This window comes from Paraburkholderia sp. NPDC080076 (assembly GCF_050281145.1).
Taxonomy (GTDB): Bacteria; Pseudomonadota; Gammaproteobacteria; order Burkholderiales; family Burkholderiaceae; genus Paraburkholderia.
The window spans coordinates 36,535-62,774 of record NZ_JBNNWQ010000018.1 but is presented as its reverse complement, the minus strand read 5'-3'; the positions used below and the strand labels follow the sequence as shown (position 1 = coordinate 62,774).

Here is a 26,240-nt window from a genome sequence, read left to right as displayed (position 1 = left end):
AGCGATTAAAGACAAGGCGCGAATTCAACCCGTGGCTCGAGCGAGTCGTGATGCCACATTCACGATGAAAACGGCCAGCACATCCCGACGCCACCTTGAAGGATTAATACCCCTTCGTATAGAGCGCCAGATGGTTATTCACCGACACTACACCCGGCACGCCGTTCGCCACATCCGCGGCCTGCTGGATCTGAGGGCCGTCCGGCACGCTGCCAGATAGTGTCACGACACCGCCACGCGCCTTGACGAATACGTTCGACACATTGAAGTTGGGCACTTTCGACAACGCCTTGCGTACATCGCGAGCCAACTGCTTGTCCGATGGCGTCGCCTTGCCTGAACTTGTAGCCGAACTCGACGCCGTCGGCATGGCGTTGCTGGCTTGCGCATAGGCGTTCGACGTCGGCATCACGCATGCCGCGAGGACGAGCGCATTCACGACGTTGCATGCTTTCATGATTGCCTCTATTGTTCGGCCTGACAGATCGTGACTTAAAGATAGCCAACATTCCGCTTCTAACAAAGCCGTTTGCACTATCAAGGGAAAACGCGCATCCAGACGCGCGTCCGCCGGCAAGCCGATCATCGCCCGAGCTTCCGAACAGCCTGAAGAATCAGCCCCTTGCCGCCGAATCGCCGGATTGCAGAGGTTCGCCCAGCCGCCGTTCTACCCGGCATCCAATCATCGGCGGCGACCGGGTCGCGATGGTCCTTCATGCCGTCACGTCGCTCCGTAGGTCCGTTCACCTCTCTTCGAAAACCACCACACTGCGCGCTTGCACACGACATGCTTGGCTTTCCGCCCTGACCTCTTCGGCAAGCGGGACGATGTCGTGCGGTGGGACGGCTGCCGTATCGACGACGCGCCGCCAGCCCCGCTCGTCGAGGTCAGGAAGCGCGACGAGGCGCTCCACCTGGTCCATGTTGAACACCACGTGCAGCAGCGGCTCGTCGGAAGTTTGCCCGGCAAGCGTGAAAGCGAGAAGACAGGATTCCGGGTCGTGCCATGCGGGCTCATGCAGGCGCTCGCCGTGCCAGGCCACGTCGGGGTGCGTCTGCCCGCTTGCGGGACGCCCGGTGAAAAAGCGCGCACGGTGCAGACTCGCGTGCCGTTTGCGCAACGCAATCAACTCACGCACGAAGCGGGACATGTCCATACCGGCATCTGACGGCGTCCAGTCGAACCAGCCAAGTTCGTTGTCCTGGCAATAGCAGTTGTTGTTGCCACGCTGGCTGCGCAGTACCTCGTCGCCGGCGAGTAGCATCGGTACGCCCCGGCTCAAGAACAGGATGGCAATCAGGTTCCGCGCCTGGCGGAGTCGAAAGCGGAGCACTTCAGGGTCGTCGGTCTCGCCTTCGGTGCCGCAGTTCCACGAGATATTTGCATCGCTGCCGTCGCGATTCTCTTCGCCGTTGGCTTCGTTGTGCTTTACCTCGTAACTCACCAGATCGTTTAGCGTGAAGCCGTCGTGGCAAGTGACGAAATTGATGCTGTTGCTGGGGAGCCTGCCGTCGTCCGCATAGAGGTCCGAACTTCCCGCGATGCAGCTGGCAACTTTGCCGACGAGGCCGCGATCGCCGCGCACGAATTGGCGAATCACATCCCGGTAGCGGCCGTTCCACTCGGCCCAGGCCATGCCAGGGAAAGCGCCGACGTGATAAAGACCGGCAGCATCCCATGCTTCGGCGATCAGCGGCACGCGCGAAAGCACTCGCGAAGACTCGATAGCCCAGGGGATCGGCGGGTCGGTCATCAGTTCGCCTCGCTGGTCGCGCGCGAATACGCTTGCCAGATCGAAGCGGAATCCGTCGACGCCCAGCTCCTCCACCCAGTATTCGAGGCAATGCACAATGAATGCGGTTACCACAGGATGGTTGCAATTGACCGTATTTCCGCAGCCCGTGTAATCGCGGTAGCGGCGCCGGTCGCTCCCGTCGAGATGGTAAAAGATGTCGTTCGCCAGGCCCTTGAAGTTAATCACCGGCCCTGAAGCATCGCCTTCCGCCGTATGGTTGAAAACGACATCGAGCAGCACGAAGATGCCCGCGGCATGCAACGCGTCGGTCAGCTCCCGGAATTCCTGCGGAGCACGGCTGGTATCGATGCAGTATCGGGGATGCGGGCTGTAGTAGCTGTGCGTGCTGTAGCCCCAATAGTTGCAAAGCCCGCGCACGGCTGCGGCTTGCGGCACGTCCTGCTCATCGAAGGCCATGACCGGCAGCAGTTCGACGTGGGTGACGCCGAGCTGCTTCAGGTACGGAATTTTTTCGATTAAACCGGCGAACGTTCCGGGATGCGCTACACCGCTCGAAGGATGGCGGGTGAAACCGCCGACGTGTAACTCGTAGATAATCGCGTCGTCCAGTCCGCGCGATGCTCGGCTGCCGGACGCGAGCATCGGCTCCGTCACGATCGCGCGGTGTGTTGCATGCCCGGCGTCGGCCGTATCGCCAGCAGGGCGCCGTGTCCATAGATCAGCTGACACGGCACGGGCAAAAGGATCAAGCAGTTCCTTGCTCGGATCGAACGCGCAGCCGGTATGCTGCGTGTCCCGTGGTCCATCCGCGCGCCATGTGTAACAGGTGTGCAGCGGCAGGTTTTCCACCAGCACATGCCAGTAGAAGAAGGTTCGATTACGCTCGGGCACGAGCGGGACGATCTGGAACGGCTCGCGACTGCTCGGGGCCGCATAGAGCAGAAGTTCGACCCGCGTTGCGTGGCGGCTGAAAACGCAAAAGTTGACCCCTCCGGGCACAACCGTTGCGCCCGGGGGGAAACGGGATCCGGGATGAACCGGATAAACTCGGGCCGGCCCGGTTTCAGGGTCGCTGGTCAAGATCGACGCTCACCGGGTGAATCTTCCAGATCTGTTCGCAATATTCGCGTATCGCGCGGTCGGAGGAGAACTTGCCCGCCCGCGCGGTGTTGAGTATCGACATACGGGTCCAGCGTCGCGCATCCTGCCAGGCGGCGCTCACCTCCTCCTGGCACGCCACGTAGGCCGCATAGTCCGCCAACACGAGGAACGGATCGGTTTGCCGCAGATTGTCGATCAACGGGCGGAACATGTTGCGGTCTCCACGCGAGAAGTGCCCATCCGCGATCAGATCCAGTGCTTCACGCAGTTCCTCGTTCGCATTCACGCAATCCGCCGGACGATAGCCCTCGCGATGGATCTGCTCCACCTGGTCTGCGGTCAGGCCAAAAAGGAAAAAATTCTGGTCGCCCACTTCCTCCCGGATCTCGACGTTCGCGCCGTCGAGTGTCCCGATGGTCAGTGCGCCGTTCATCATGAATTTCATGTTACCGGTGCCTGACGCTTCGTTGCCGGCGGTGGAGATCTGCTCGGACAAGTCGGCGGCCGGATAGATAAAGTGTGCGTTCTTCACGTTGAAGTCCGGGAAGAACACGACCTTCAGCCTGCCATCCATCGCAGGATCATTGTTCACGACTTCAGCCACACCGTTGATCAGTCGAATGATCAGCTTGGCCATTGCATACCCCGGCGCCGCTTTTCCGCCGAACACGAAACAGCGGGGCGCGACAGCCAGTTGCGGGTCGCGACGCAAGCGCTGATACAGCGTAACGACGTATAGCGCATTCAGGTGCTGACGTTTGTACTCGTGAATGCGCTTGACCTGAATGTCGAACAACGCGGTAGGGTCCACGACGACACCAACCGCGCTCCGCATGTGCTGCGCCAGAGCCTCCTTGTTCGCACGCTTGACTCCGCGCCACTCGTCCTGGAAGGCCGCGTCGTCGGCATGCGCTTCGAGAGCCCGAAGCCGCGTGAGGTCGGTCACCCATCCCTCCCCCACCGTCTTGTCCAGCAGCCGCGCCAATCCCGGGTTGCTGAGCAGCATGAAGCGACGCGGTGTGACGCCATTGGTCACGTTATGAAAGCGCTCGGGCCACAGTTGCGCGAAGTCGCGCATCACGGTCTGCTTGAGCAACGCGGAATGCAGCGCCGCCACGCCGTTCACGGCACAACACCCGACAGTCGCCAGATGCGCCATGCGCACTTTTTTCTCGCCTGCCTCGTCGATCATCGACATCCGCGCAAGGCGTGCGTCGTCGCCGGGATAACGTTGCCGGACCTCGTCGAGAAAGCGGCGGTTGATCTCGTAGATGATTTCGAGCGGGCGCGGCAGCAGGCCGCGAAAGAGCGGCAGCCCCCAAGTCTCGAGTGCTTCAGGCAGCAGCGTATGGTTCGTATAAGCGAGCGTGCGCCGGGTGATGCTCCACGCCTCGTCCCAAGGCAGCAATCGCACGTCCACGAGCAGGCGCATCAGTTCCGCAACGGCGATTGAAGGATGGGTATCGTTCAGTTGCGCCGCAAACATGTCCGCGAAGCGCCCAACGGGTTCGCCCTTGAGATCGAGCAGGCGCAGCATGTCCTGCAGCGAGCAGGAGACGAAGAAGTACTGCTGTGCGAGACGGAGCCGCTTGCCGGCTTCGGGCTCGTCGTTGGGGTAAAGTACCTTGGACAGCGTTTCGGATATCACCTTCTCCTGCACGGCCTGGTAATAATCGCCAGCGTTGAAGTCCTGCAGATCGAAGGACTCGACGGCTTCGCTCTTCCACAGGCGCAGCGTATTGCAGGTATTGACCCGGAACCCCAGCATCGGCGTATCGCAGGCCACGCCCTTGACCATGTGCGCCGGAATCCATTGCACGCGCAGGCGGCCCTGCGGATCGGTCTCGCTTTGCGTATGTCCGCCGAACGCAACGTAGTAAGCCACGTTCGGGCGCACGATCTCCCACGGGTTGCCCTTCTGCAACCACTTGTCGGTAACTTCCACCTGCCAGCCGTCGCGGATCTCCTGATCGAAGATGCCAAACTCATAGCGTATGCCGTAGCCCACGGACGGTATTTCGAGCGTCGCCAGCGAGTCCAGATAGCAGGCGGCAAGCCGTCCGAGCCCGCCGTTGCCGAGTCCCGGCTCTTCCTCGATCGCGAGCAGCGCGTCGAGGTCCTGGCCGAGCGCCTGCATGGCGGCACGCGCATTCGCCTCGATACCCAGATTGACGAGGTTGTTGCCGAGTTGCGGTCCGATCAGGAACTCTGCGGAGAAGTAGCAAGTCACCCTCAAGTCGCGTTCGGCATAGGTCTGGAACGTCGCAGCCCAGCGCGCCAGCATGCGATCACGCACACTGTAGGCAAGGGCCATGTACCAGTCATGCGGGGTAGCGATGCCCGGCGGACGGGCCTGCAGGCAGATGAGATTGTCGAGTACGCCGCGCTTCAGCGCGTCGGCATCCAGCCCCGTTCGCGCGGAGCTGCGGATAGCGGTGGTGGTCGGGTCGGCAGCCATAATCGTTCCCTGCGGTTATCGGGGCTGGCAATCGGGGCTGGCGTTCACTCGGGCCATACCCAATCGGTGATCTCCGCGCGATCGATGCCATGCGTGTGCGCGTAGTCCAGGTTGCTGATGATCGCGTCCTTCATGTCTTCCCTCAAATGCGCTGTCCTGCCCTGCAATCGCGGCACGCGGTCGAGTACGTCGATCACCAGATTGAAGCGGTCGACCTGATTGAGAATCGCGAGTTCGAGGGGGGTGTTGATGTTGCCCTTCTCCTTGTAGCCGCGTACGTGCAGATGCTCGTGATTGCGAAAGCGATAGGCCAGTTTGTGGATCAGCCACGGGTAGCCGTGGAAGTTGAAGATCACCGGCTTGTTGACGGTAAAGAGGCTGTCGAACTCGCGTTCGGTCGAGCCATGCGGATGCTCGCTCGCGGGCTGCATCCTGAACAGGTCGACGACGTTCACGAAGCGCAGCTTCAGCTCCGGCAGCCGTTCGCGCAAGATGGCCGTGGCCGCCAGCGCCTCCTGGGTGGCAACGTCGCCGCACGCGGCCATGACAACATCCGGTTCCTCACCTTCGTCGTTGCTTGCGCGCCGCCAGACGCCCAAGCCTTTCGCGCAATGCACTATTGCCTCGTCGATGGTCGTGAATTGCAGGTGCTTCTGCTTGTCCGCGACGATGACGTTGATGCAGTCGGTCGAGCGCAGACACCCGTCGGCCACGGCCAGCAGCGTATTCGCGTCCGGTGGAAGGTAGACGCGCGTGACGGACGGGCTCTTGTTGGTTACGAGATCGATGAACCCCGGGTCCTGATGCGAAAAACCGTTGTGATCCTGCCGCCAAACAGTCGACGACAGCAGAATGTTCTCCGACGATACCGACGCACGCCACGGCACGTGATTCTTGCTGATGTCCAGCCATTTCGCATGCTGGTTGAACATCGAGTCCACCACGTGCGCGAATGCCTCATACGTGTGAAAGAAACCGTGCCGCCCGGAAAGCAGATAGCCTTCGAGCCAGCCCATCAACGTATGCTCGGACAGCATCTCCATCACCCGGCCGTCGCGCGCCAGTTCCCCGCCGTCCTCGTCTTCCGGCAGGAGATCGGCCATCCAGATCTTCTTGCTGACCTCGTAGATCGACTGAAGGCGGTTGGACGCCGTTTCGTCGGGGCCAAACACCCGGAAGGTGTTCATGTTTTCGCGCATCGTGTCGCGCAGGAATTCCCCGAGCGGCCGGGTATTCTCTTGCAGCACCTTGCCCGCCTGTGTCACGTCTACCGCATACGCGCGGAAATCGGGCAACTTCAATTCACGGCGCAGTATTCCGCCGTTGGTATGCGGATTGGCGCTGATGCGACGTCGTCCTTCGGGCGCGAGGGCTTTCAGTTCGGGAAGCAGTCGTCCGTCGGCATCGAACAGTTCTTCGGGCTTGTAGCTGCGCAGCCAACTATCCAGAAGCTCGAGATTCGCGGGATTGCCGCGCACGTCGGAGAACGGCACCTGATGCGAACGCCACGAGCCCTCGACCTTGTGTCCTTTGATCGTCTTCGGTCCCGTCCACCCTTTGGGCGTACGCAACACGATCATCGGCCAGCGCGGCCGCTCGACTTCGCCGCCAGCGCGCGCCTTATCATGGATCGCGCAAATCTCGGCGACGACCGCATCGAGCGTGTCCGCCATCTTTTGATGCATCTCGGCATGGTCCGAACCTTCGACGAAATACGGCTTGTAGCCATAGCCCACGAACAGCGCTTCCAGCTCTTCGTGGCTGATGCGTGAAAGCACGGTGGGGTTAGCGATCTTGTAACCATTCAGGTTAAGAATCGGCAATACGGTGCCGTCCCGCGCCGGATTGACGAACTTGTTCGAATGCCAGGCCGTGGCAAGCGGTCCCGTCTCCGCTTCGCCGTCCCCAACGACGCAGGCCACGATGAGCTCGGGGTTATCGAACGCGGCTCCGTACGCATGCGACAGGCTATAGCCAAGTTCGCCGCCTTCGTGGATCGAGCCAGGAGTTTCGGGCGTGACGTGCGAGCCGATGTGGCCTGGAAACGAGAACTGCTTGAAGAACTTCTGCATCCCCTCTGCGTCTTCGCTTTTGTCCGGATACACCTCCGAGTAAGTGCCTTCCAGATAAGCGGGGCCGAGTACGCCGGGAGCTCCGTGTCCGGGACCCGCCATGAAGATCACGTCCAGATCGTCGCGTTTGATCACGCGGTTCAGATGCGCCCAAACGAACGAAAGCGCTGGACTCGCGCCCCAATGCCCGAGGAGCCGCGGCTTGACGTGCTCCGCCTTGAGCGGCTCGCGCAGTAGCGGATTGTCCATTAGATAGATCATACCGACCGAGAGGTAGTTGCATGCGCGCCACCACGTATCGATCAGCCGAAGTTCATCGCTGCCAGGCCCAGTCTGCTCCGAAGCAGCCGTCGTAGGATGTGTGCCCATATCGATGTCTCCTGTCCTTGCGTATTGCCGTGTTCTGTATCCGGAACCTCTTCCACAAGCACGCCACCAATCAGGAATTCTGCGAGCCGGCGCGGTTCAAGGTTATCGAGCCAACTCCGTACTTCGCCGGCAAGGCCCACACCGGTCGTGTTCGGGCGGATCTTACGTTCGCCGATCCACGTTCGTGCCTCGGGGTTTTTGACTGCCTCGGTAAGCAGATGGTGCATCTCGACGACTTCAACGCCGCGTTCGCGCATCTTTGTCACAAAGAACAGACCATCACCTTGTGCAGCTTGCCGGCCTCGGAGTGAACTCCGAGGTTGAATGTCTCCGTGCTCACCATGCATGTCCTGAATTGCGAGTGTGACAAATCTCTTGCAGGTTTCAGGGGGCGGCAACAACTCTCCGTTCTACAAACCGGATGGCAGTTTTCTTTGCGTACGTGAATGCCGCCCGTGGAATCACGCCGGTGGCGATGACTAGCGGAGCCCAGAGCGTAGGAGTCGCACCGGATGCGACTCGGAGCCGAGCGCAATGGCATGCTGACCCCGGTAAACAAAGTGACTACGGTTACGATCGGCAGATCGACAAACGCGCGACGCAGCATGGTACAAACTAAAAAATAGCTTTGCTGACGCTTTGCCACAATAGGACTTTGGGTTTATTGGCCGGTCGATAACGCTGGCTGAAGTGCGTTTCAGTTCCGATCAGTTCGTAATCGACTCGGCAGAACGTTCCGCTTCGGTGATGGGCCGGCGACCGAGGGGCGACGGTATGGCTTCCTTCTGTCACACGGCTGACAAGATTTCTCCTGCAAGCTTCGCGCAGATCAAAGGTCGGTTTCGAGCCTGTTATGGGGTGCGGCGCGTGCGCCCGTCATCCGCCAAGATGACGGAGTACTGGAAGGAGCATGGCCGCTATGCCGACGGAGTGAGTTTGATGTCCCCGATGGGCGGCACCGCTTTGCCCTGCTGTCGGTCGGGGGCATGACGAGCTTCCCGACACACGTTCCGGCCGCTCGATCCTACGACATCGTCCGACAGATCGGTGCAAAGCAACCGGATCCGTGCTGGCATCGGAGAGAAACGAATTCATGCATGCGAGCAGATTGGGGTTATGCCGTCGACGCACTTGCGTTGGGGTATGGCACCCGCGGCACCAGTTACCGCTTCAACCGCGGCGCTGCCCTTCCCTCTCGTCCTGGCCACCATCGTCAGGCTGTGACCATGCTCTGGGTCCGCTCGGTGGGGTGTGAACCCGCATATGCGGCACCGGAATCTCAATGCCCGCCTCGTCCATCTTCCGTTTGAGCCGCGCATTAAAAGCGCGCACCACGCCCCACTGCTGCATCGGCCGCGTCTTGATCTGCCCTTTCACAACCATCCAGTTAGCTTCGAAACGCTCAAGCCCCCACACTTCGACGGGCGCAAGTATTTCGTTGCGCAGGCGAAAGTTTCCCTGCAGGTCTTCGCCCACTTCCACGATCATGCGTGTGACTTCATCAAGGTCAAGCGAGAACGGCACTCGTACCTCGAACACCGCATTGGCGAAGTCACGCGACAGGTTTTTAACGATTTTTATCTGCGAGAAGGGAATGGTGTGAACCGCGCCTTGTCCGTCACGTAACCGGACCGTGCGAATCGTCAGGTCCATGACGATGCCGGCGTGGCTGCCGTCAATCTCAATCCAGTCACCGACCGAGATCGTCTCCTCGACAATGATGAAGAGCCCCGTGATCAGGTCGGTGACGAGCGTCTTCGCACCGAAGCCGACTGCAAGACCGATCACCCCCGCGCCCGCAAGGAGAGGCGTAAGATTGACGCCCAGGGTGGCGGCGGCGACGATGGCGGCGAGGGTCGCAACCGCCACGAAAACAGCGTTGCGCACGAGCGGCAACATCGTGCGTGCGCGCATGCCGGGATCGAGAGCCTTGTTCCGCGAACTGCTCGGGCCCAGCGCGTTGAGAATCGCGGTGTCGCACAGTATCCAGATGAACCAGGCGCCAAAGACCGTCGCTATGACTGTAATCAGCGCGTGCTTGAAACTGGGTGTCATCGCACTGTGCTTGATCATTCGCGCGATCGGTCCGCTCCACAGGTCCAGTTCGAATTGAATGTACGCGAGCCACATCAGAAGGACGAGCAGCGTGCTCACGAAGCGCAAGAGTCGCATCAGGTGCGGCGCGCGGCGCTGGGCGCGCGTGTCCCTTCGACGCGTCACGTGCATCAGCAGCGCCGACACGAACAGCGTGAGCACGAGTAACAGCGCACTGAGAAGTGACGGTTGTAATACGTTCTCTTCCGAACCGCGCGCATCAACGATCGTAAAAACCGATGCGATCGCGATTAAAAGGACTGGGATGTTCCACAGCGATGCCAGGATATCGAGCGCTTCCGTGGCGAGTTTGTGATCACGCCGTTGCGCATACGGGCGATTGCGTATCAGATGCGTGACGGGCCGCCGGTAAGCGAGTGCGAAATAACCGATCAGCAGGGCCGCAGCCACATTTGCGGATGCCGATACGAGCCCGGCGAGATTCAAACCGAGCAGGTTTGTGACGTCTGGATTGGCCGTCGCGTCACCGAGCGCACCACATGCACCGATAGCGAAAAGCGGCCAGCGGCTTTGCGCGAGCAGTTGATGAACTGCGACACGCCGGTGTGCCGTGTTGAACGCCGAGAACACAATCAGGCAGATCGCCGAGAAGATCGAACCCGCGACTATGGCATAGACGATCACAAGCCCCAGCGTGCCGCCGAGCGCGTCAGGCATTCCCCGCATGAACAGCGCCACCGCCACGAATGCGGCGATCCATGGCGCCGTCCGCCAAAATGCAAAACTCAAGAGTTCGAACGAAGTTGGACCCGGTTCCAGCGCGAGCTTCCAGCCATAACGCGCACTGATGCGCCGCCGCAGATAGATCAACAGGCCAGCGCACGCGCCCCAACCCACAAACGTCGCGATCATGCCAAGCAGGACGTGGCCAAACGACTCCCCGCTTCCGCCGCTGAGAATAGTCGAAAGATCGTCGGCCGCCGCGCTCGAACGGGCCGCCCAGTAATGCAAGGGTGTGCGGCCTTCACTCAAATCCGTTTCGACAGACGCAATGCCTGACGCAATCGCGCCGAGCATATCGCTTTTGCCTTGTCCGGACGATGCCGGCGCAGCGGGTGCGGCACTTTGGGTACCTTCACGAAGCCCCTTCAGATGGGCTACCAGCGCTTTGCGTTGTGGATCGCTCTCGAGCGTGTCGATCAGGCTGTCCAGTGAGCGCGCCAGTTCGGCCTGACTCGCGGGCGTTGGTGCCGATGCAGCCTGCGCTGCGGAAGCTGGCGGCGCGGTGCCACCCGTCACATTGTTGAGGATGTTTTGCAACCCGGCGGGCAACGCGGCTGCCGCGGGATTGATAACCGCCGTCGACAGAACGAGGAAGCTGGTCACGGCCAGCCATAAGCAGGCGCACCCAATGGCACACCACACGCCTTCATATAATCCAGCGTGCGCCGGCAGTCTGGCGGAGACCATGGCATGACTGGATTCACACTGCATAGAGGGGGTCATGGAGATCCCTTCCGAGAGGTCACCTCTGTGAGAGCTGGATCGCCCCGGGCTAACGCTATTACGAAAGCCTTGGCGCACCCGAACTGCGCTTCGTGCGGTTAAAGCATACATCACCATAAACCGATGTCCGCTCGGGGTGTTGTTGCAGTAAGGCTCGCAGCCGAAAGGTGATCGATATGGGAAGCACTGCTTATATTGCCAGTTCGTGGAATCGATCTGCGCCTGCCGGATGGGTTCCGCGAGCGCACTTCATCTGTTCTTTTGGCGATCGTATGCATCACTTCGATGCCGCCAGGAAGAATCCGGGCGCAGCGAAAAGTCTTGAACTCCAGCATGGGTCGGGTGCGCCGCTTGATCGCCCGATGGTCTTGCTCGACGAGGTTGACACGCGGCGGGCAGCGCAGAAAGACGCGTGAAGCGAAGAGCGATACGCGCGATCAGACGAAAAAGAAAAACGAAACCACGCCTGCGCCGGCATTCGGTGCGCAGTGAGCACGCTGCTATTGCTAGATCTGCTTTTTCTTGCGCGGCAAGCCGGGAATCGAGATCAGGTTCAGCGCAATGACCGCGATCGCCACACCAACGAAAATGGCGAGCGCGCCGTACCGGTATTCCATGCTGCGGTCATAGACCAGTCCGGTAATGGCGAAATAGAGACCACTGAGCCAGATGGCGATGCCCACTAATGCAATCGCAACCCGTCTTTCAGATTTCTTCATCGGGACCTCCAACATTTGCGACCGGTTTCCCAAAACATATTAGTTCGCTATTGCGGCCTTTGCCTGCCTTTGTCCTGCGACCCGGGCCACAAGCGTCGTTATCGTGTCGTGACGGACTCGAAACACAAGCTGCATGTCACGCAGAATCTGCTGGAGGTTTCAGCGTCGGCCTGAACCCGGCGCGCGGTATCGTTCGGACGGAGGCACCCAATTTGCTAGCCTCGACTTCCAGCGGATGCGCTGCTCGATGAGCGGCAAGGGTAATTGTTGGAAATGTACTGATGAAGAGCTTCTTTAACAGCCTAAAGAACGAACGGGTGCCTGCTAACGCACTATCGCACCCATCGGGAAGTCGCTGCGGACCAGTTCGAATACACGCGAGTGTTTTATTAGCGCAGTCGACGTCATTTGTCACTCGGCTTCGTACCGTCAGTTCAGTTCCTGCATGGCTGGATCAAAGCTCGGCAGATCAAGGATCCCCGCTTTCAGTGGCGCAGCTTATTTGTGCGAGACGAGCGAGCAGATTCACCGCGACGCCCATTCTTTTCGCTAGAGACGTGAAAACAAGGCATGGCAGGATAGGCTTCCGCCGGTTCTGGACGCCATGTGCAACGCATTTCTACTCGACAAACAGGGTCGCGTCGAGCGTCAAAAAAATCGAACCGTGCCTTTGCCTCTCGGACGAAGTCCTTGCAAATACGATCATCTCGCAAGGACGCAAGGGCTGCGCGAAGCCGCCTGATCCGGTGTCGCCCTATATGTGGGTGGAACCCGGCGCGGCCAGTTGTCTTCGGCCTCGCCGTACTCCATGCCTGGCTATTGCAGCTTACATGCCGCCAAGCGGCTTCCTCACCGTCAGCTTGTTGGTCACCGACGTCACTCCGGAAACGCCCCTCGCGATCGCCTCGGCCTTGCCGATCTGGGCAGCTTCGGTGACCGTGCCATTCAGCGTCACCGCGCCGTCTTTCGCGATGACACTGATGTCTCCGGCGCTGATCTCCTTGTCCTTGCCGAAGGCGGCATAAATCCTGCGGCGCAGGGCACGGTCCGCTTTCCTGCCCGCGGGAGCCACGGAGCCCGATGCCGCCGTCGCGGACGCACCTTGCGCACTGGCTGCTTCACCGGTCTGGGACCACGCCGTCGTGGATACCGCAACGAATGCGGCGGCCACCAGCGCGAGTGTGATTGCTTTCATAGATTACTCCGGTTCATGAGGGTGACGGGATCAGAAGCTATGGCGAATGCCGACCATGGCCGCAGTGGTGGAGACACCCGGCGCAACCGGATTCCCATAGATGATCGTCTGGTTCATCGTCCCCTTGTTGTCGACATAGCCGACTTGCGCGTACGCCTTGGTCCTTTGGGACAGGTTGTATTCGGCACCCACTGCGAATTCGCTCGAGTGATTCGCTGAATTGTTCCGGTCCTTCAGGTAGTAGTAGCCGGACGTGATCTTGAAGCGCGGATTGAACTGGTAGCCGAGGCCGCCCGACGCCATTTCGAAGTCGACGGTATTGCTCTTCGCGGGGTTTTTGCCGATGGCGTACGAGGCGGATAATGAAAACCCGCTGATCGTATACATCGCACCGAAATAATAGAAACGGTTGTTGCTCTCGCCTGTCGCAGGCACAGCCGGAGCCGCCGGAAAGTTCTGCGGAAACGGATTGGTGTCATGTCCGTTGTAATACACAGCGGACAGGTTCAGACCGTAATTCGAATACTTGAGTACAGCCGACTCACGCGTGCCGCCCTGGAACTGTCCCGCGACGCCACCCGGCGCGTACTCGAGCGCAAGCGACGCACCATAGAATTTCGGCGAATTGTAGACCAGCGCGTTGCTGTCATAGAGGGCGCCGATTGGAGCGTTCGTGCTGGTGCCGGGCCAGCCGGCTGCCTGATTGACGCCCAGCCACGCGGTCAGAATACTGCCGAAATACTGCGCGCCGCGTACATCGGTTTCCGCCATGGCGTAAATCATCGGGATGATCTGGCGGCCGGCGTCGAACGTGCCAAACGGCCCGGTCGCGCCGATTGTCGCAAACTGGTTGAAAATCGCGGTCGTGCCCGGCGTATCGGACAGCCCGAACTTGCCGTTCGTGGTGTTGAACGTGCCTTGCAGCTTGAACGTGATCTTGTAGCCGGCGCCGATGTCCTCGCTTCCCTTCAGGCCCCAGAAGCTGGAATAGATTCCGCCGTCCTTGAGCTGATAGACATGCCCCAGGTTACGCGCGTTCGGCAGAAAGGTTGCGGCCGAGGTGCTCTGATACAGAAGTCCCGTATCGAGTACGCCATAGAGCGTAACCGACGACTGGGAATGGGCCGCTGCGGAAAACACTAGCAGCACTGCCGAGCTATACGATTTTAATTTCATTGCGTCTCCTCCGAGTGTGGGGCGCGCCGGGTAGACCCGGCAATTTATGACTTGTTGTTCGAATGAAACTGTGTTGTTGCCAAGTCGGTATCCGAGGCCGGCAGGTAGTAGTCGCCGAACTGATCCCGCAGGCGGTTCTTGAGCACCTTGCCCGTGGCACCGAGCGGAACCGAGTCGACGAACAACACGGCGTCCGGCTTCCACCACTTCGCAACCCGATCGTCAAAGAACGTGAGCAGTTCGTCCGCGGCGAGCGTGCTGCCCGGCTTCCTCACGATCAGCAGCAGCGGCCGCTCGTCCCACTTCGGATGCCGCGCGGCGATGCATACCGCCGTCGTGACTTCGGGGTGCAGGTACGCGACGTTTTCGATGTCGGTCGAACTGATCCATTCGCCGCCGGACTTGATGACGTCCTTGCTGCGATCCGTAATCTGCATGAAGCCGTCGGGATCGATCCTGGCGACGTCACCGGTCGGGAACCAGCCGTCGCGCAGCGCCGGCGTGTCGTCACTGCCGAAATACTCCCGCGTGACCCAATGACCGCGCACGAGAAGATCGCCAGTCGCGGTGTCGTCCCACGGCAACGCGTTGCCTTGCAGGTCGACGATTTTCATGTCGATGCCGAACACCGGACGCCCCTGCTTCGCCTGAAGCGCGTAGCGTTGCGCCGCGGGCAGAGACACCTGATGTGCCTTGAAACTGCAGACGGTGCCAACCGGGCTCAATTCCGTCATACCCCATGCATGCACGACGTCGACGTGATGGCGCTCCTGGAACGCCGCCGTCATCGCTGTCGGGCAGGGAGCGCCGCCGATAATCGTGCGCTTCATCGACGAGAACGAAGCCTTGATCGCGTCGACATGCGCAAGCAGTCCCTGCCAGACTGTCGGTACGCCGGCCGAAAGCGTGACCTGTTCGTCCTCGATCAGTTCATGGAGCGATTGGCCGTCCAGCGCCGGCCCGGGAAACACCAGCTTCGCACCCACCATGCAGGCGATATACGGCAGTCCCCACGCGTTGACATGGAACATCGGCACGACCGGGAGGATCGCGTCGCGCGCCGAACAGTTCAGCGCATCCGGCAGCGCCGCCGCGTAGGTGTGCAGCAGGGTCGAGCGATGGCTGTATAGCACCCCCTTCGGATTGCCGGTCGTCCCGGACGTGTAGCACAGCGATGACGCGCTGTTTTCGTCCAGCAGAGGCCAGTCGAAAACGTCGCTTTGACCGTTGACGAGATCCTCGTAGCACAGCAGCCTCGCCGGCAGCTCATGGTCTCGCGGCATGTGCGCGCGATCGGTCATGGCAACGAAGACCTTCGGACTCTTGACCCGCGGCGCGACGCTCTCGATCAGCGGCAGAAACGTCAGGTCAAAGAACACAACGCGATCTTCCGCATGTTCGATGATGTACGCGAGCTGGTCGACGTGGAGCCGGGGGTTGAGCGTATGCAACACGGACCCCGCCCCGGACACGGCGAAATAAAGCTCCATGTGCCGGTAGCCGTTCCACGCCAGCGTCCCTACCCGCTCGCCCGGCTCGATGCCGAGGCTCGCGAGGGCATTTGCCATGCGGCGCGCGCGTTGCGCAAAATCCCGGTACCGATACCGGTGAATGTCGCCTTCGACCCGTCGTGACACGATCTCCTGGTCGCCGTGATGGCGTTCCGCGTGCATGAGCAGCGAAGCAACCAGCAGCGGTTGCTGCATCATCAAACCTTGCATTCTGTTCCCCTAAATAGCTGTATGTTCCCGCACTGCCCGGATCACGGCGCCGAATTGCCCACCGGTGCCGGCGCGGGACCGGCGGCCGGGTCATCGAGCCTCACGACCAGCTTCCCGTCGACGGCCCGAACCGGGAAAGTCGTCAGGCTCAACCCGCCTACGCCCGGCATGCAGCCGGTGCGCACGTCGAAGCGCAGACCGTGCGCCGGGCAGCGCAGCACGCACCCGTCGAGCTGACCGCTTGCGATCGACGCCCCGTTGTGGGGACATGCGTTGTCGATGGCGTGGATCGTGCCGTCGATGTTGAACAGGACAATGCCGCGGCCATCGGCGAAGGCCAGTTTGCGCTGGCCTGGCGCGAGTTCATCGACCACTCCAACCGGTATCTGACGTGACATTCCCTGTTCCTTTAGCTTTGGACTGCAAACACCATGACTGCCAGCATCGCTGCGAGCGGGACACGGCCTCATCCGGATTGCGCTTGCCGATAAGGCACCGCGGGCAGATGAAGTCGAAGAAGGTTTCGCTCACCAGGAAGGCCCGCTCGCTCGCGTCCCGATCTGGCTGTGCAGGTCCGGTTCTGATCAGACAAGCTCATTGATCAGTGTCTGCGCCATCGCCCATTCACCAAACCCTGCAGCCGGATTCAGGTGACCGACTTCGCCGAGGTCGACGAGACGACTGCCCCAGTTTTTCGCCATCGTCGCGACACGTTCGAACTGCGCGAGCGGATCGTTGCGGCTCGCGCCGACGATGCTCGGGAACGGCAGCGGCTTGCGTGGAACCGGATGCCAGCCGTTCTGGGCCAGTTCATCGATGGCCGGATAGCCCGCCGGCAGCGGCGTCTCCAGGTCGGCAGGAGCGGCGAGCAGCGCGCCGTGAATCCTGCGGCTGTGTTGCTGGGCCCAGTGCGCCGTGATCATCACGCCCGCGCTATGCGCGACGAGGATCACCGGGCCATGGATTTTCGCGAGCGCGGCATCGAGCGCTGCGACGCGCGCCGCGCAACTGAGCTTGTCGCGCTCGAGCGGCGGCACTGAGGCGGCCTTGGGCAGCATCCGCTCCAGCAGTGTTTGCCAATGCTCCGCGACGTGGTCGCGCAAGCCCGGCACCATCAGGATGGTTGGTGTCATATCGAGAGTCATGATGCGATCAGTACGGCCGGTCACCAACAATTCCGGCGCGCTCCATCTTGCGGTGACACGGCGGGTAATCCATCACGGCATAGTGCTGTGTGCTGCGGTTATCCCAGATCGCGATGCTGTTGGGTTTCCAGCGCCAGCGGACCTGGTACTCGGGGATGTACGCCTGGCTGATGAGATAGCGCAGCAGGTCACCCGCGCCCGGATTGGCGTCCTGCCCGAAGCGCACGCGCGCCGGCGTGTGGTAATTGGTGAAATGGGTGGTGAAGGCGCTCACGAACAACACCTCCTCGCCGGTCTCCGGGTGCGTGCGCACAACTGGATGCTCCGCATCCGGAAATTGCGCCTTAAGAGCGAGACGTTTTTCGATCGGCATCGCGGCACCAAAGCTCGCCTCGATGCTGTGGCGGGCGCGCAGATCTGCAATCTGGGCCTTGATGTGGTCCGGCAAGTTCTCGTAGGCGAGCACCATGTTTGCCCACATCGTGTCGCCGCCGACGGGCGGGCACTCCACGCAGCGCAGGACAGCGCCGAACTGCGGCGCCTCGCGCCAGGTGGCATCCGCATGCCACGCGTTTTCATACCGGTCGTTAGGCTGATCCGGGTTCTTGTAGATGCGTACGAGGCCCGGATGCTCCGGGTCGCTGCCGGCGACGGGATGGTCCTCCAGTTCGCCGAAACGGCGCGCAAACGCAAGATGCTCGGCGCGCGAGATGTCCTGGTCGCGCAGAAACAGCACCCGGTGTTCGAGCAGCGCCGCACGGATCTCCGCAAACAGGCCGTCATCGTCGACGGCGTCGGCAAGATTCACGCCGACCAGTTCGGCGCCGATGGCGCATGTCAATTGTTCGACTCGCATGGTGTTCTCCTCAGATGACGAAGACTGACGAGCCAGTCGTCTTGCGCGATTCAAGATCGCGGTGGGCCTGCGCCGCGTCCTCCAGCGCGTAACGCTGGTTGAGTTCGATCTTGATGCGGCCTGCGGCGACATGCCCGAAGAGTTCGCCGGCGAGTTCGTCCTTTTCCGCGGGGTCGGCGATATAGTCCGCCAGCGCGGGGCGCGTCAGGTAGAGCGAGCCCTTCATCGCCAGAAGCTGGGGATTGAACGGCGGGATTGGCCCCGACGCCGTGCCGACGCAGACCATCAGGCCACGGCGCCTGAGCGAATCGAGCGACGCCTCGAAGGTATCCTTGCCGACGCTGTCGAACACGACGTTCACGCCGACGCCGTTGGTCAGTTCGCGCACGCGCTTCGCGACGTCCTCCCGTCCGTAGTAGACGATGTGGTCGCAGCCATGCGCACGGGCCATCTCGCCCTTGGCCTCATTCGAAACCGTGCCGATCACGGTGAGACCCAGCAGCTTCGCCCATTGCGACACAATCAGGCCGACACCGCCGGCGGCGGCATGCAGCAGGATGGTGTCGCCCGCCTTGAAATCGTGAATGCGGCGCATCAGGTACGACGAGGTCAGACCTCGCATCGTCATGCCGGCAGCCGTTTCGCAGGAGATCGCATCCGGCAGCTTGATGAGCGGCGCCGCCGGGACGAGGCGTTCAGTGCTGTACGCGCCGAGTGTGTTGACAAAGCCCGTGTAGGTCACGCGATCGCCGACTGCGACGTTGGTCACGTCGGGGCCGATTGCCTCGACCACACCGGCAGCCTCGACACCCATGCCCGCAGGGAGCGGCACGGGGTACAAGCCGCTGCGGAAGTAGGTGTCGGCGAAATTCAGGCCCACTGCCTCATGGCGCAAGCGGACCTGTCCGCGGCCGGGGTCGCCCACTTCAACGTTTTCATAGCGCAAGACTTCGGGACCACCGGTTTCATGGAAACGCACTGCTTTTGCCATATCGAATCTCCTATCCTTTACTCGAACTGCAAATTTATTTGGCCTGTGATGGGGCTGCCCGTCCTGCTCTCAGGCGCACCCGCCAGGTTTAAAGCTCGCGGAGGACCGTCGGGTCAGCCCCCGGCCTGTTCACGCAGGGCACTCACGCGATCGACATCGGCGCCATAGGTCCGCTTGCCGATGTAGAAAGCGACCGCCGCGACAAGGGGTGCAAACGGCACGAGTTGCAACGCGCCGACGAGCCCGATCCGGTCGGCCACGATGCCCGTCAGGATGGCAGCGGGTGCCAGCCCCAGCAGATTGTTCGCCAACGTCAGGGTGGCAAACGCCGACGCATGGATCGACGGTGGGGTGAGATTCGCAACCATCGCCCCCGAGGGGCCGGTCGCGCCTGCGCAAAAAAACATGCCGGCGCCGATCACGATGAGTTGCGCCGGACCCGGCGGCATCCGGAATCCGACCATCAGCAGCACGAAGCAGAGCAGGCAGAAGGCGATGGCCGCGCTCCACTTCCTTTCCCGCCCATGCTTGCTGAGCCGGTCGGTCAGATTTCCGCACACCACCATGCCGAAAGCGGTGGCCAGCACGAACGCGGACGCGCTCATGGCCGCCTTGCCGGTGGACATGCCGTAGTAGCGGTTCAGGAAGCTGGGCATCCACGCCCATACGGCCGCCGGAACCAGCAGATGGATGCCGCTGCCGACGTAGGCGCACACGACCGAGTTGGTCGAAAAGAGCCCCTGCATCAAGCTGCGCAAGCTCAAGCGCATACCGGCGCCCTGTGTCTGACGGCGCGCGTTTGCCGGCTGCAGCGGCGCGAGCCGCTCTTCGGTGATGGCAAACCGGTAGATGACGACCAGTATGATCCCCAAGGCCGCCATCGCGCCGAACGCCGCGCGCCAGCCCAGGTGAGCCGCGACTGCCCCGCCCAGCGCCATGCCCAGCACTGAACCGAGAGCGCCGCCGGCCATGAACGCTGCGGTGAGCGTGGAGCGCAGCCGTGCCGGAAAGATGCTCAGGACGACCGCGATGCCGACACTGCCATAGGCGGCTTCACCGATCCCAACGAAGGCGCGCGCAAGCAGCATCTCGCCATAATTCGTCGAAAGCGCGCAGCCGAGCGTCGCGAGACTCCAGATCGCCGCCATCAGGACAATGCTCTTCACGCGGCCCCAGCGGTCGGCGAGCACCGACAGCGGAAACGTGAGCACGCCGACCATCAGCGCGACCACACTGCTCAGCGAACCGAGCCGCGTGTCGGACAGGTGCCACGTGGCCTTGAGCATCGGAAACACCGCATTCAGGACCTGTCGCGACATATAGTCGGAGAGCAGCAACCCGACCGTCAAAACAAATACCACCCATGCATACGCGCGCACGTCTTTTTGCGCCGTCGAAATATTGCCAGTCGTAGGCTCGGCATGCGTGAACATGAGTCGTCTCCTTCGTGTTCAACTCGTTGGTGACCGCCTTTGCCCAGCAGGACAAAGGCGGCCTTTATGGATACCGCGCGGCCCTCACCGGCATGCCGGCGGGCCCTACCTTCCAAAACGCGGCATCCGCGAAACGTCTGCCGCGCTCCAATCCCTTACGCCGCGCGCAGCGGCAGGTTCTTCACGCCTGCCTTGCGATTCGGTGTCATGCCGTTGGCCGCGAGTGTCTCGTCGGCCGTTTCGTATTGCACGCCGATGCGGTAGATGTCGCGCGCTTCCTTGCCGGAGGCGATCTCGCGGCCCAGTTCGCGCGCTACACGCACGCACTGTTCGATCTGCTGCACCGACGTCATCCGGTTGCCGTGCGCGTCGATGATCGTGTCTTCGATCCCGCAGCGAGGATGCAGGCCCATGGCCATCGCCATCATGTTGAACGGCAACACGTTCTTGAGCAGCGACTCGGCCGTGAGCGTGCAGCCATCCGGCGCGCGGTGCACGAAGTTGAAGAAGTTGAACGGGTTCGGGCCGTCGAAGCCGCCGCCGATACCGATCCACGTCAGGTTCAGCGGCCCCTTGTAGATGCCCTTGCGCACCAGGCGATCGAGTGTCTCGAGCGCATGGATGCCCGTGAGCTGGAAGTGCGGCTGGATACCCGAAGCCTGCAGGCGGCGCAGGTGCTCCTCGACCCATGCCGGGCCGGCGGGAACCGTCATCTCGCTATAAGCGGCCATGAACGCAGGGTTGGACAACGAGGTGCCTTCCAGGTACTCCGGATAGAGCAGCTCCATGATGTTCATCTGCGTGGTGTTGATCGCGACGGTCACCTGATCGGGCTTCGGGTCGAGATCGGCCAGCATGTGACGCGTGTCGTCGGAAAGCCACTTCGCCGCCTGGCCATCGTCTTCCGGTGCAAACGAGATCGAGCCGCCCACCTGGATGATCATGTCCGGCACAGCCGCTCGCACGCCGGCGATGAGTTCGTTGAATTTCGACAGGCGCTTCGAGCCTTTGCCATCCAGTTCGCGCACGTGCAGGTGCAGGACGGTCGCGCCGGCGTTGTAGCAGTCGACGGCCTTCTGGATCTGCTCTTCCATCGTCACCGGAATGTCTTCCGGAAAGTCCTCCGGCATCCATTCCGGGCCGTACGGAGCGGTCGTGATCACAACCTTGTCCTGGTTCTCGGGGTGCAGCGAATCGTCGAGGAATTGCATCGTGTTCTCCAATAGGGTGACGGGTATTCCGACGCTCGCGACACGGCTGGCCGCATGACAACTGGTCGGAACATGATGAACCGTTGAGATGCACGATACGGCAATCCTGCGCTACACTTTTGCGATACGGCGCCATTCTTTTCGGAATTCATGCCACTACGCGTTAACACCGGTACGTGCGGCAGGCATCTGATCAGCAGACATGGACACAGGCACAGGGACGCTGCCGGCGACAGGTGAGCGGAGACATAGCGATGGAAACGATGTTGCGCGCGGTAGCCATGAGCGGCTATTTCGATGTGACGCGGCGGGTCGGTCTGAACCCGGTCGAGCTGGCGAAGCAGGTCGGGATCGATACCGCGGCGCTTGCGAATCCGGACGATCGCATTCCGGCAGCAGCCGCGTGCCGGCTGCTGGAACTGACGGCCGAAAAGGCGTCGTGCCCGACTTTCGCGCTGCAGATGGCCGGGACGCGGCAAAAGTTCGGTACTGGTGTGATCAATGTCCTGCTCGCGCATAAGCGCACGCTTCGCGAGGTGTTGCTGGCCGCGGCCCAATACCGGCATCTGCTGAACGAAGCCCTCGCCATGCACGTCGAGGACGCCGGTGAATCGGTCACCATCCGGGAAGAACTGGTGGTCGAACCGGGCACTCCGACGAAACAGGCGATCGAACTCGCGGTCGGCGTGCTCGGGCGCCACTCCAGCGCCCTGCTCGGCAATCACTGGAAACCGCGTTCGGTCCATTTCGTTCACCAAGGGCCGGCAGACCTGACGTTTCATCGACGGTTCTTCGGCTGCGCGTTGGAGTTCGGAAGCGATTTCAACGGTTTCGTGTGTGCGGCCGCCGATCTCGACTACCCGAATCCCTCCGCTGACCCGGAACTGGTGCGCTATGCCGAGAGCCTCGCCGACTCGCTCAACGTGGCGGGTGCCGATTCGACCGCGCTGGAAGTGCGCAAGGCGATCTACCTGCTGCTGCCCCTTGAGCAGGCCACGGTCGAACTGGTTGCCCGCCATTTGCGTCTGAGCGTTCGCACCATGCAGCGCCAGCTCGAACTGGCGCATACCAGCTTCTCGAGTCTGGTGGACGAGGTCCGGGGCGAACTTGCCGTGCGCTACATGAGCAACCCGCGCTATCCGATTGGGCGGGTTTCGGCGTTGCTCGGATATTCACAGCAGGGCTCCTTCACGTACTGGTTCAATTCACGCTTCGGCGTGACCCCGCGCAACTGGCGCAACAGCCATCTGAAATGATGGCGCCGCCGACCGTCGCTCTGTCGTACCCGCGGGTAGCGGCCGGCAACCGCGATTCCCAATTCAGCACGTGCCTCACGTACACCGATCGGCCCAGGCAGCATCAGGCCTGCCGCTCTTCTTTCGGCTGCTCGGCACCGGATTGGTCTTTCACCCATCGCCAGAACAGTCGATACCCGACCGCAAGCATCACGGGACCGATGAACAGGCCGATGACGCCGCCCGATACCATGCCGCCGAGCGCGCCGATCAACACGACAGGCATCGGCATGGCGACGCCGCGCCCCAGTAGCAATGGCTTGAGCACGTTGTCGACGAGTCCCGCGACGAACACGTAGACCGCGAAGATGATCGTCGTGGTACTGACACCCTCGGTGACGATGACAAAGACGATCACAGGCGCCGTGATCAGCGTGGCCGGCAACTGCATGACGCCGATCAGCAGCACGGCGAGCGCCAGCAGGCCCGCACCGGGAATGCCCATCATCACGAAGCCGATGCCAATCAACAACATCTGGATAAACGCGATCCCCACCACGCCTTGTGCCACAGCGCGAATCGTGGCCGTACAGAGCTCCGTGATCTGCGGGCCGGTCTCGGGACCGGAGATGCGCGCAGCGATCTGCGCCGCGCTTTTATGACCTGTCTCGCCGTGAGCCATCAGAATCCCCGCGACGATCAGCGCGACGAAAAAGATCAGCAGTCCCGCCGACAGGCCGGTGACCGTGGCGAGCAATGCAAGTCCGGCTTCCTTGAGCTGAGGTGCGAACCGGTGCGCGAGACCGGTGAGGTCCGTCGAGGCCTGCTGCCAGAAGTCGTGCACCTTCTGCCCCACCAGCGGCCAACTGGCAACCGAATCGGCCGGCGCAGGAATGCGAAAGCTGCCGCTCTTGATGACGGCCACCACACTCTCCAACGAGTCGGCCACCGCGACGCCCAACATATAGGTCGGCACGAGAATGACGGCAAACGCAACCAGAATGATCAGCGTGGCGATCAGACCGTCCTTGTTGGCAAGCGTACGCCTGAGTCTGACCTGGAGCGGATACAGCGTGATCGCGAGGACGAGAGCCCAGACCATGAGGTTGAGGAACGGGGCGAAGATCCGGAAACAGAAAACAGCCAGAACGGCAATGAGTCCGGCACGGATCAGAACATCGAGCAATTGCCTGGACAACACCCGTTCGGTAATCGGTGTGAGCAACATAACTTGTCTCCCGGCAGGTCGCCTCGATGATCTGCTGGCGACAATCCAGGGCACGCCCATAACCATGGTAGTCGGAACAGAACCATGCCGCTGCACCCATCTCTCTGAAAGATCGTCGATTCATCGCCAGCGAGTTGTTCATGCTGGGCGTGACGGATATCGCGACCGCTCCCGTGCGAGTAGATGCGCCGCCGGCTACGTCCGCGTGGCGGGCTGATCGACGACCGGGCCCGCGGCGCATTCGCACGCCCGAACGTCGTCCGCACCGACGCGCGGCGCTCCGCCAGCCCCGCGCCCGTCACTACGGGTCAGGCAAGCTGGCGTATCTGGGGCAGGCCGCGTTTCACTTTCACAGATTCAGCCGTGTCACCTTGGCGCCGTTGAGCGAAGCGTCCGCCATCAGCCCGGTATTGGTCAATACGAGAGCCACGACCTGCGAGGAGGCCGATGTCGTGTCGATTGTGCCGTTCGCACCCACTTTCACGATTGACACCGCCACGTCGCCGCCAACCGACCACCCAGCCGCATTGCGGAACTTGTCGAGCGCGTCCCGCGTCATGAACATGATAATGACTGCCGTCGACTGGGCACCGGCCTGGAATCCAAATGAAGCAGCCGCTGTGCTGTAGTAGCCCGCTGTCGTGCCACCCACACGCAATGCGCCTTCGCCATACTCTGCCCCAGCAATGAAGGCCGCTTTCTTCACATCCGGGAACACAAGGATGCCTTGGGCTTTCGCTGCGAGTTCGTGCGAGCCTTTGATCGTCGCGAAAAGCCGGCTCAACGTACCGTCAACACTCGCGTCGATCGCCTGGCGCTTCGATGCATCGGTTTCAGGGCTTTTGCCGCTGCCCGGCGTCACGGAGCAGCCCGCGAGCGTCAAACTCGCCGCAGCGCTGACAGCCGCTACTTTTAGTACAAAATTCCGTCTGTTCATCATCGACCTCCATTGTGTTTCCGAGGCAAATCCCCGGTGCGTGAGTCTCGCCGCTCCATCCTTCGATCCGTTCGATCCGGCGCTCTGACAACCGGGCGCGACGCGCCAGGCCGTACGGGCCGACACTAGGTCCTCTCGCCTTACTTGCCGGCTCCCTTACCCGGACGGAGCAGCAGCACGAAGCAGGCGACGCCGAGCACCATCGCATACGCCCCGATATGAACAAGAGCCGGGCTCTCGTAAAGCAAGCCTCGGATCGACGACGCAATTCCACCCAGCGCTACGAATACAGCAATCACCGCCAGGACGATCCTGCTTTCTGCGCGCGCCATAGTGAATTCTCCCGGCTGCATCGTTTGCCATCCTCAGCATTTGGTGGGCGCCGCCGTTCCCGAGGGATGTGCGTGCAGCGTCGGCGGTGGAGCGTTTCCGCCATTTTTCTCGAGGTATTTGCAGGCACTGGTGATGTCGCCGGCGAGTAGTTCCGCCACGTTGCGACTGATGTGCGGCCGCACCACAACCCGGTCAGGCGAAAACACTCTGGATGCGATAGTGCTGTAACGTTGCAGCTAGCCATGCCATGGTAGCCCTCGTCTGCCGTTCACCCATTAACACCGATGTGCGAGCGGGTACATTGATAAAGGAATCGTGGTCGCCATCTTGATTGAGAAATATTCCCGTCTCTCAAATCTGTATCTCCTGCACTACAATGATTCCTCTCGCGATACGAAACAATAAGACCTTGGTCCCACAGACATACCCCTTCCTGGATTTTCGAATACTCCAGTTCTTTACGAGAATGGAGCGATGGGAAATGACAAAAAGAAGTCCCCCGGATATCGCCTGACGCACGGGAACGGCAGTCCGAATGAACGAATAGCGCGCTGGGCATCATCGCAATGGAGGACGAGTCCATTGATTGCGGTCTGGATCGGCTGTTCAGGCGAGACGCCGTGCAGGTGGATTTACCAGGACGAAAAGAAGCATCGGGTGCGGCTCGACTTCACCTCAGGTTCCTGCTTGTTCGGCATAGCAGTTGCCGACTTCGACGGCGAGTTCGTGACTTGGCAGTCGC

19 protein-coding genes and 3 pseudogenes are annotated in these 26,240 nt (G+C 61.5%); 2 read left to right on the top strand and 20 right to left on the bottom strand.

Translation table 11 applies throughout. The features are described 5' to 3' along the window. Positions 1 to 103: 103 nt before the first annotated feature. From ACQKRQ_RS40400 to ACQKRQ_RS40365, 8 genes and pseudogenes are all read right to left on the bottom strand, one after another. On the bottom strand, positions 104 to 457 hold the full coding sequence (locus tag ACQKRQ_RS40400) for a BON domain-containing protein (protein ID WP_132377023.1): 354 nt from the start codon (positions 455 to 457) through the stop codon (positions 104 to 106). A 286-nt stretch (positions 458 to 743) separates the two neighbouring features. Further along, positions 744 to 2,837 carry a glycogen debranching protein GlgX gene (gene glgX / locus ACQKRQ_RS40395; protein ID WP_427483323.1) on the bottom strand — a complete coding sequence of 698 codons (2,094 nt, stop codon included), beginning with the start codon at positions 2,835 to 2,837 and terminating at the stop codon, positions 744 to 746. Further along, on the bottom strand, positions 2,821 to 5,316 hold the full coding sequence (locus ACQKRQ_RS40390; protein WP_427483321.1) for a glycogen/starch/alpha-glucan phosphorylase: 2,496 nt from the start codon (positions 5,314 to 5,316) through the stop codon (positions 2,821 to 2,823). Before ACQKRQ_RS40390 ends, glgX begins: the two co-directional genes overlap by 17 nt. 44 nt (positions 5,317 to 5,360) lie before the next feature. After that, entirely contained in the window at positions 5,361 to 7,757 is a 2,397-nt protein-coding gene (locus ACQKRQ_RS40385) for a phosphoketolase family protein (RefSeq protein WP_427483319.1), read from the bottom strand. Positions 7,758 to 7,789: 32 nt separating this feature from the next. Next, positions 7,790 to 8,047 (bottom strand): annotated as a pseudogene (locus ACQKRQ_RS40380) (arginine deiminase family protein); the annotation flags it as partial. An 880-nt stretch (positions 8,048 to 8,927) separates the two neighbouring features. Then, positions 8,928 to 11,318, bottom strand: a complete 2,391-nt coding sequence (locus tag ACQKRQ_RS40375; protein ID WP_427483317.1) for a mechanosensitive ion channel family protein — start codon at positions 11,316 to 11,318, stop codon at positions 8,928 to 8,930. Positions 11,319 to 11,578: 260 nt separating this feature from the next. Continuing rightward, positions 11,579 to 11,701: pseudogene (locus tag ACQKRQ_RS40370) on the bottom strand (IS6 family transposase); the annotation flags it as partial. Between the two features lie 123 nt (positions 11,702 to 11,824). After that, complete coding sequence (locus tag ACQKRQ_RS40365) at positions 11,825 to 12,037, bottom strand: DUF2964 family protein (protein ID WP_427483315.1); 213 nt, start codon at positions 12,035 to 12,037, stop codon at positions 11,825 to 11,827. A 157-nt stretch (positions 12,038 to 12,194) separates the two neighbouring features. Here ACQKRQ_RS40365 and ACQKRQ_RS40360 point away from each other — a divergent pair. After that, positions 12,195 to 12,514: pseudogene (locus ACQKRQ_RS40360) on the top strand (IS3 family transposase); the annotation flags it as partial. Positions 12,515 to 12,863: 349 nt separating this feature from the next. On the opposite strand, the gene ACQKRQ_RS40355 reads toward ACQKRQ_RS40360, so the two are convergent. From ACQKRQ_RS40355 to ACQKRQ_RS40315, 9 genes are all read right to left on the bottom strand, one after another. Beyond that, the gene (locus tag ACQKRQ_RS40355; RefSeq protein WP_427483313.1) at positions 12,864 to 13,232 is read right to left on the bottom strand and encodes a BON domain-containing protein; all 369 of its coding nucleotides are present in this window, start codon (positions 13,230 to 13,232) and stop codon (positions 12,864 to 12,866) included. Positions 13,233 to 13,262: 30 nt separating this feature from the next. Beyond that, complete coding sequence (locus tag ACQKRQ_RS40350; RefSeq protein ID WP_132383181.1) at positions 13,263 to 14,408, bottom strand: porin; 1,146 nt, start codon at positions 14,406 to 14,408, stop codon at positions 13,263 to 13,265. A gap of 44 nt (positions 14,409 to 14,452) precedes the next feature. Continuing rightward, positions 14,453 to 16,129, bottom strand: coding sequence for a 3-(methylthio)propionyl-CoA ligase (locus ACQKRQ_RS40345; RefSeq protein WP_427483311.1), 1,677 nt, complete (start codon positions 16,127 to 16,129; stop codon positions 14,453 to 14,455). 41 nt (positions 16,130 to 16,170) lie between these two features. Beyond that, on the bottom strand, positions 16,171 to 16,527 hold the full coding sequence (locus tag ACQKRQ_RS40340; RefSeq protein ID WP_427483309.1) for a Rieske (2Fe-2S) protein: 357 nt from the start codon (positions 16,525 to 16,527) through the stop codon (positions 16,171 to 16,173). A gap of 186 nt (positions 16,528 to 16,713) precedes the next feature. Further along, a complete protein-coding gene (locus ACQKRQ_RS40335; RefSeq protein ID WP_132383175.1) occupies positions 16,714 to 17,274 on the bottom strand; it encodes an RBBP9/YdeN family alpha/beta hydrolase in 561 nt (186 codons plus the stop codon). A gap of 7 nt (positions 17,275 to 17,281) precedes the next feature. Further along, complete coding sequence (locus ACQKRQ_RS40330; protein ID WP_132383173.1) at positions 17,282 to 18,130, bottom strand: TauD/TfdA dioxygenase family protein; 849 nt, start codon at positions 18,128 to 18,130, stop codon at positions 17,282 to 17,284. A 10-nt stretch (positions 18,131 to 18,140) separates the two neighbouring features. After that, the gene (locus ACQKRQ_RS40325; protein ID WP_427483307.1) at positions 18,141 to 19,121 is read right to left on the bottom strand and encodes a quinone oxidoreductase family protein; all 981 of its coding nucleotides are present in this window, start codon (positions 19,119 to 19,121) and stop codon (positions 18,141 to 18,143) included. A 113-nt stretch (positions 19,122 to 19,234) separates the two neighbouring features. After that, positions 19,235 to 20,554 carry an MFS transporter gene (locus tag ACQKRQ_RS40320; protein WP_427483306.1) on the bottom strand — a complete coding sequence of 440 codons (1,320 nt, stop codon included), beginning with the start codon at positions 20,552 to 20,554 and terminating at the stop codon, positions 19,235 to 19,237. Between the two features lie 155 nt (positions 20,555 to 20,709). Beyond that, a complete protein-coding gene (locus ACQKRQ_RS40315; protein WP_132383167.1) occupies positions 20,710 to 21,765 on the bottom strand; it encodes a 3-keto-5-aminohexanoate cleavage protein in 1,056 nt (351 codons plus the stop codon). A 254-nt stretch (positions 21,766 to 22,019) separates the two neighbouring features. Here ACQKRQ_RS40315 and ACQKRQ_RS40310 point away from each other — a divergent pair, with 254 nt between their 5' ends. Next, complete coding sequence (locus ACQKRQ_RS40310) at positions 22,020 to 23,021, top strand: AraC family transcriptional regulator (protein ID WP_132383165.1); 1,002 nt, start codon at positions 22,020 to 22,022, stop codon at positions 23,019 to 23,021. Between the two features lie 103 nt (positions 23,022 to 23,124). Here the strand turns inward: ACQKRQ_RS40310 and ACQKRQ_RS40305 are convergent, their stop codons facing one another. The 3 genes from ACQKRQ_RS40305 to ACQKRQ_RS40295 all read right to left on the bottom strand — a co-directional run bounded on the left by ACQKRQ_RS40305 (position 23,125) and on the right by ACQKRQ_RS40295 (position 25,497). Then, on the bottom strand, positions 23,125 to 24,228 hold the full coding sequence (locus ACQKRQ_RS40305) for an AI-2E family transporter (protein ID WP_427483303.1): 1,104 nt from the start codon (positions 24,226 to 24,228) through the stop codon (positions 23,125 to 23,127). A gap of 349 nt (positions 24,229 to 24,577) precedes the next feature. Continuing rightward, positions 24,578 to 25,165 (bottom strand): BPSL1445 family SYLF domain-containing lipoprotein, encoded by a 588-nt coding sequence (locus ACQKRQ_RS40300; RefSeq protein ID WP_427483371.1) that lies wholly within the window; start codon positions 25,163 to 25,165, stop codon positions 24,578 to 24,580. A 140-nt stretch (positions 25,166 to 25,305) separates the two neighbouring features. Then, positions 25,306 to 25,497, bottom strand: a complete 192-nt coding sequence (locus tag ACQKRQ_RS40295) for a DUF2964 family protein (RefSeq protein ID WP_132383159.1) — start codon at positions 25,495 to 25,497, stop codon at positions 25,306 to 25,308. Between the last annotated feature and the right edge of the window lie 743 nt (positions 25,498 to 26,240).

Excerpts from the sequence above, each read along its gene's own strand:
- ACQKRQ_RS40400 (WP_132377023.1), bottom strand. The coding sequence starts at position 457 with ATGAAAGCATGCAACGTCGTGAATGCGCTCGTCCTCGCGGCATGCGTG.
- ACQKRQ_RS40390 (WP_427483321.1), bottom strand. The coding sequence starts at position 5,316 with ATGGCTGCCGACCCGACCACCACCGCTATCCGCAGCTCCGCGCGAACG.
- ACQKRQ_RS40385 (WP_427483319.1), bottom strand. The coding sequence starts at position 7,757 with ATGGGCACACATCCTACGACGGCTGCTTCGGAGCAGACTGGGCCTGGC.
- ACQKRQ_RS40375 (WP_427483317.1), bottom strand. The coding sequence starts at position 11,318 with ATGACCCCCTCTATGCAGTGTGAATCCAGTCATGCCATGGTCTCCGCC.
- ACQKRQ_RS40365 (WP_427483315.1), bottom strand. The coding sequence starts at position 12,037 with ATGAAGAAATCTGAAAGACGGGTTGCGATTGCATTAGTGGGCATCGCC.
- ACQKRQ_RS40355 (WP_427483313.1), bottom strand. The coding sequence starts at position 13,232 with ATGAAAGCAATCACACTCGCGCTGGTGGCCGCCGCATTCGTTGCGGTA.
- ACQKRQ_RS40350 (WP_132383181.1), bottom strand. The coding sequence starts at position 14,408 with ATGAAATTAAAATCGTATAGCTCGGCAGTGCTGCTAGTGTTTTCCGCA.
- ACQKRQ_RS40345 (WP_427483311.1), bottom strand. The coding sequence starts at position 16,129 with ATGCAAGGTTTGATGATGCAGCAACCGCTGCTGGTTGCTTCGCTGCTC.
- ACQKRQ_RS40340 (WP_427483309.1), bottom strand. The coding sequence starts at position 16,527 with ATGTCACGTCAGATACCGGTTGGAGTGGTCGATGAACTCGCGCCAGGC.
- ACQKRQ_RS40335 (WP_132383175.1), bottom strand. The coding sequence starts at position 17,274 with ATGACTCTCGATATGACACCAACCATCCTGATGGTGCCGGGCTTGCGC.
- ACQKRQ_RS40330 (WP_132383173.1), bottom strand. The coding sequence starts at position 18,130 with ATGCGAGTCGAACAATTGACATGCGCCATCGGCGCCGAACTGGTCGGC.
- ACQKRQ_RS40325 (WP_427483307.1), bottom strand. The coding sequence starts at position 19,121 with ATGGCAAAAGCAGTGCGTTTCCATGAAACCGGTGGTCCCGAAGTCTTG.
- ACQKRQ_RS40320 (WP_427483306.1), bottom strand. The coding sequence starts at position 20,554 with ATGTTCACGCATGCCGAGCCTACGACTGGCAATATTTCGACGGCGCAA.
- ACQKRQ_RS40315 (WP_132383167.1), bottom strand. The coding sequence starts at position 21,765 with ATGCAATTCCTCGACGATTCGCTGCACCCCGAGAACCAGGACAAGGTT.
- ACQKRQ_RS40310 (WP_132383165.1), top strand. The coding sequence starts at position 22,020 with ATGGAAACGATGTTGCGCGCGGTAGCCATGAGCGGCTATTTCGATGTG.
- ACQKRQ_RS40305 (WP_427483303.1), bottom strand. The coding sequence starts at position 24,228 with ATGTTGCTCACACCGATTACCGAACGGGTGTTGTCCAGGCAATTGCTC.
- ACQKRQ_RS40300 (WP_427483371.1), bottom strand. The coding sequence starts at position 25,165 with ATGAACAGACGGAATTTTGTACTAAAAGTAGCGGCTGTCAGCGCTGCG.
- ACQKRQ_RS40295 (WP_132383159.1), bottom strand. The coding sequence starts at position 25,497 with ATGGCGCGCGCAGAAAGCAGGATCGTCCTGGCGGTGATTGCTGTATTC.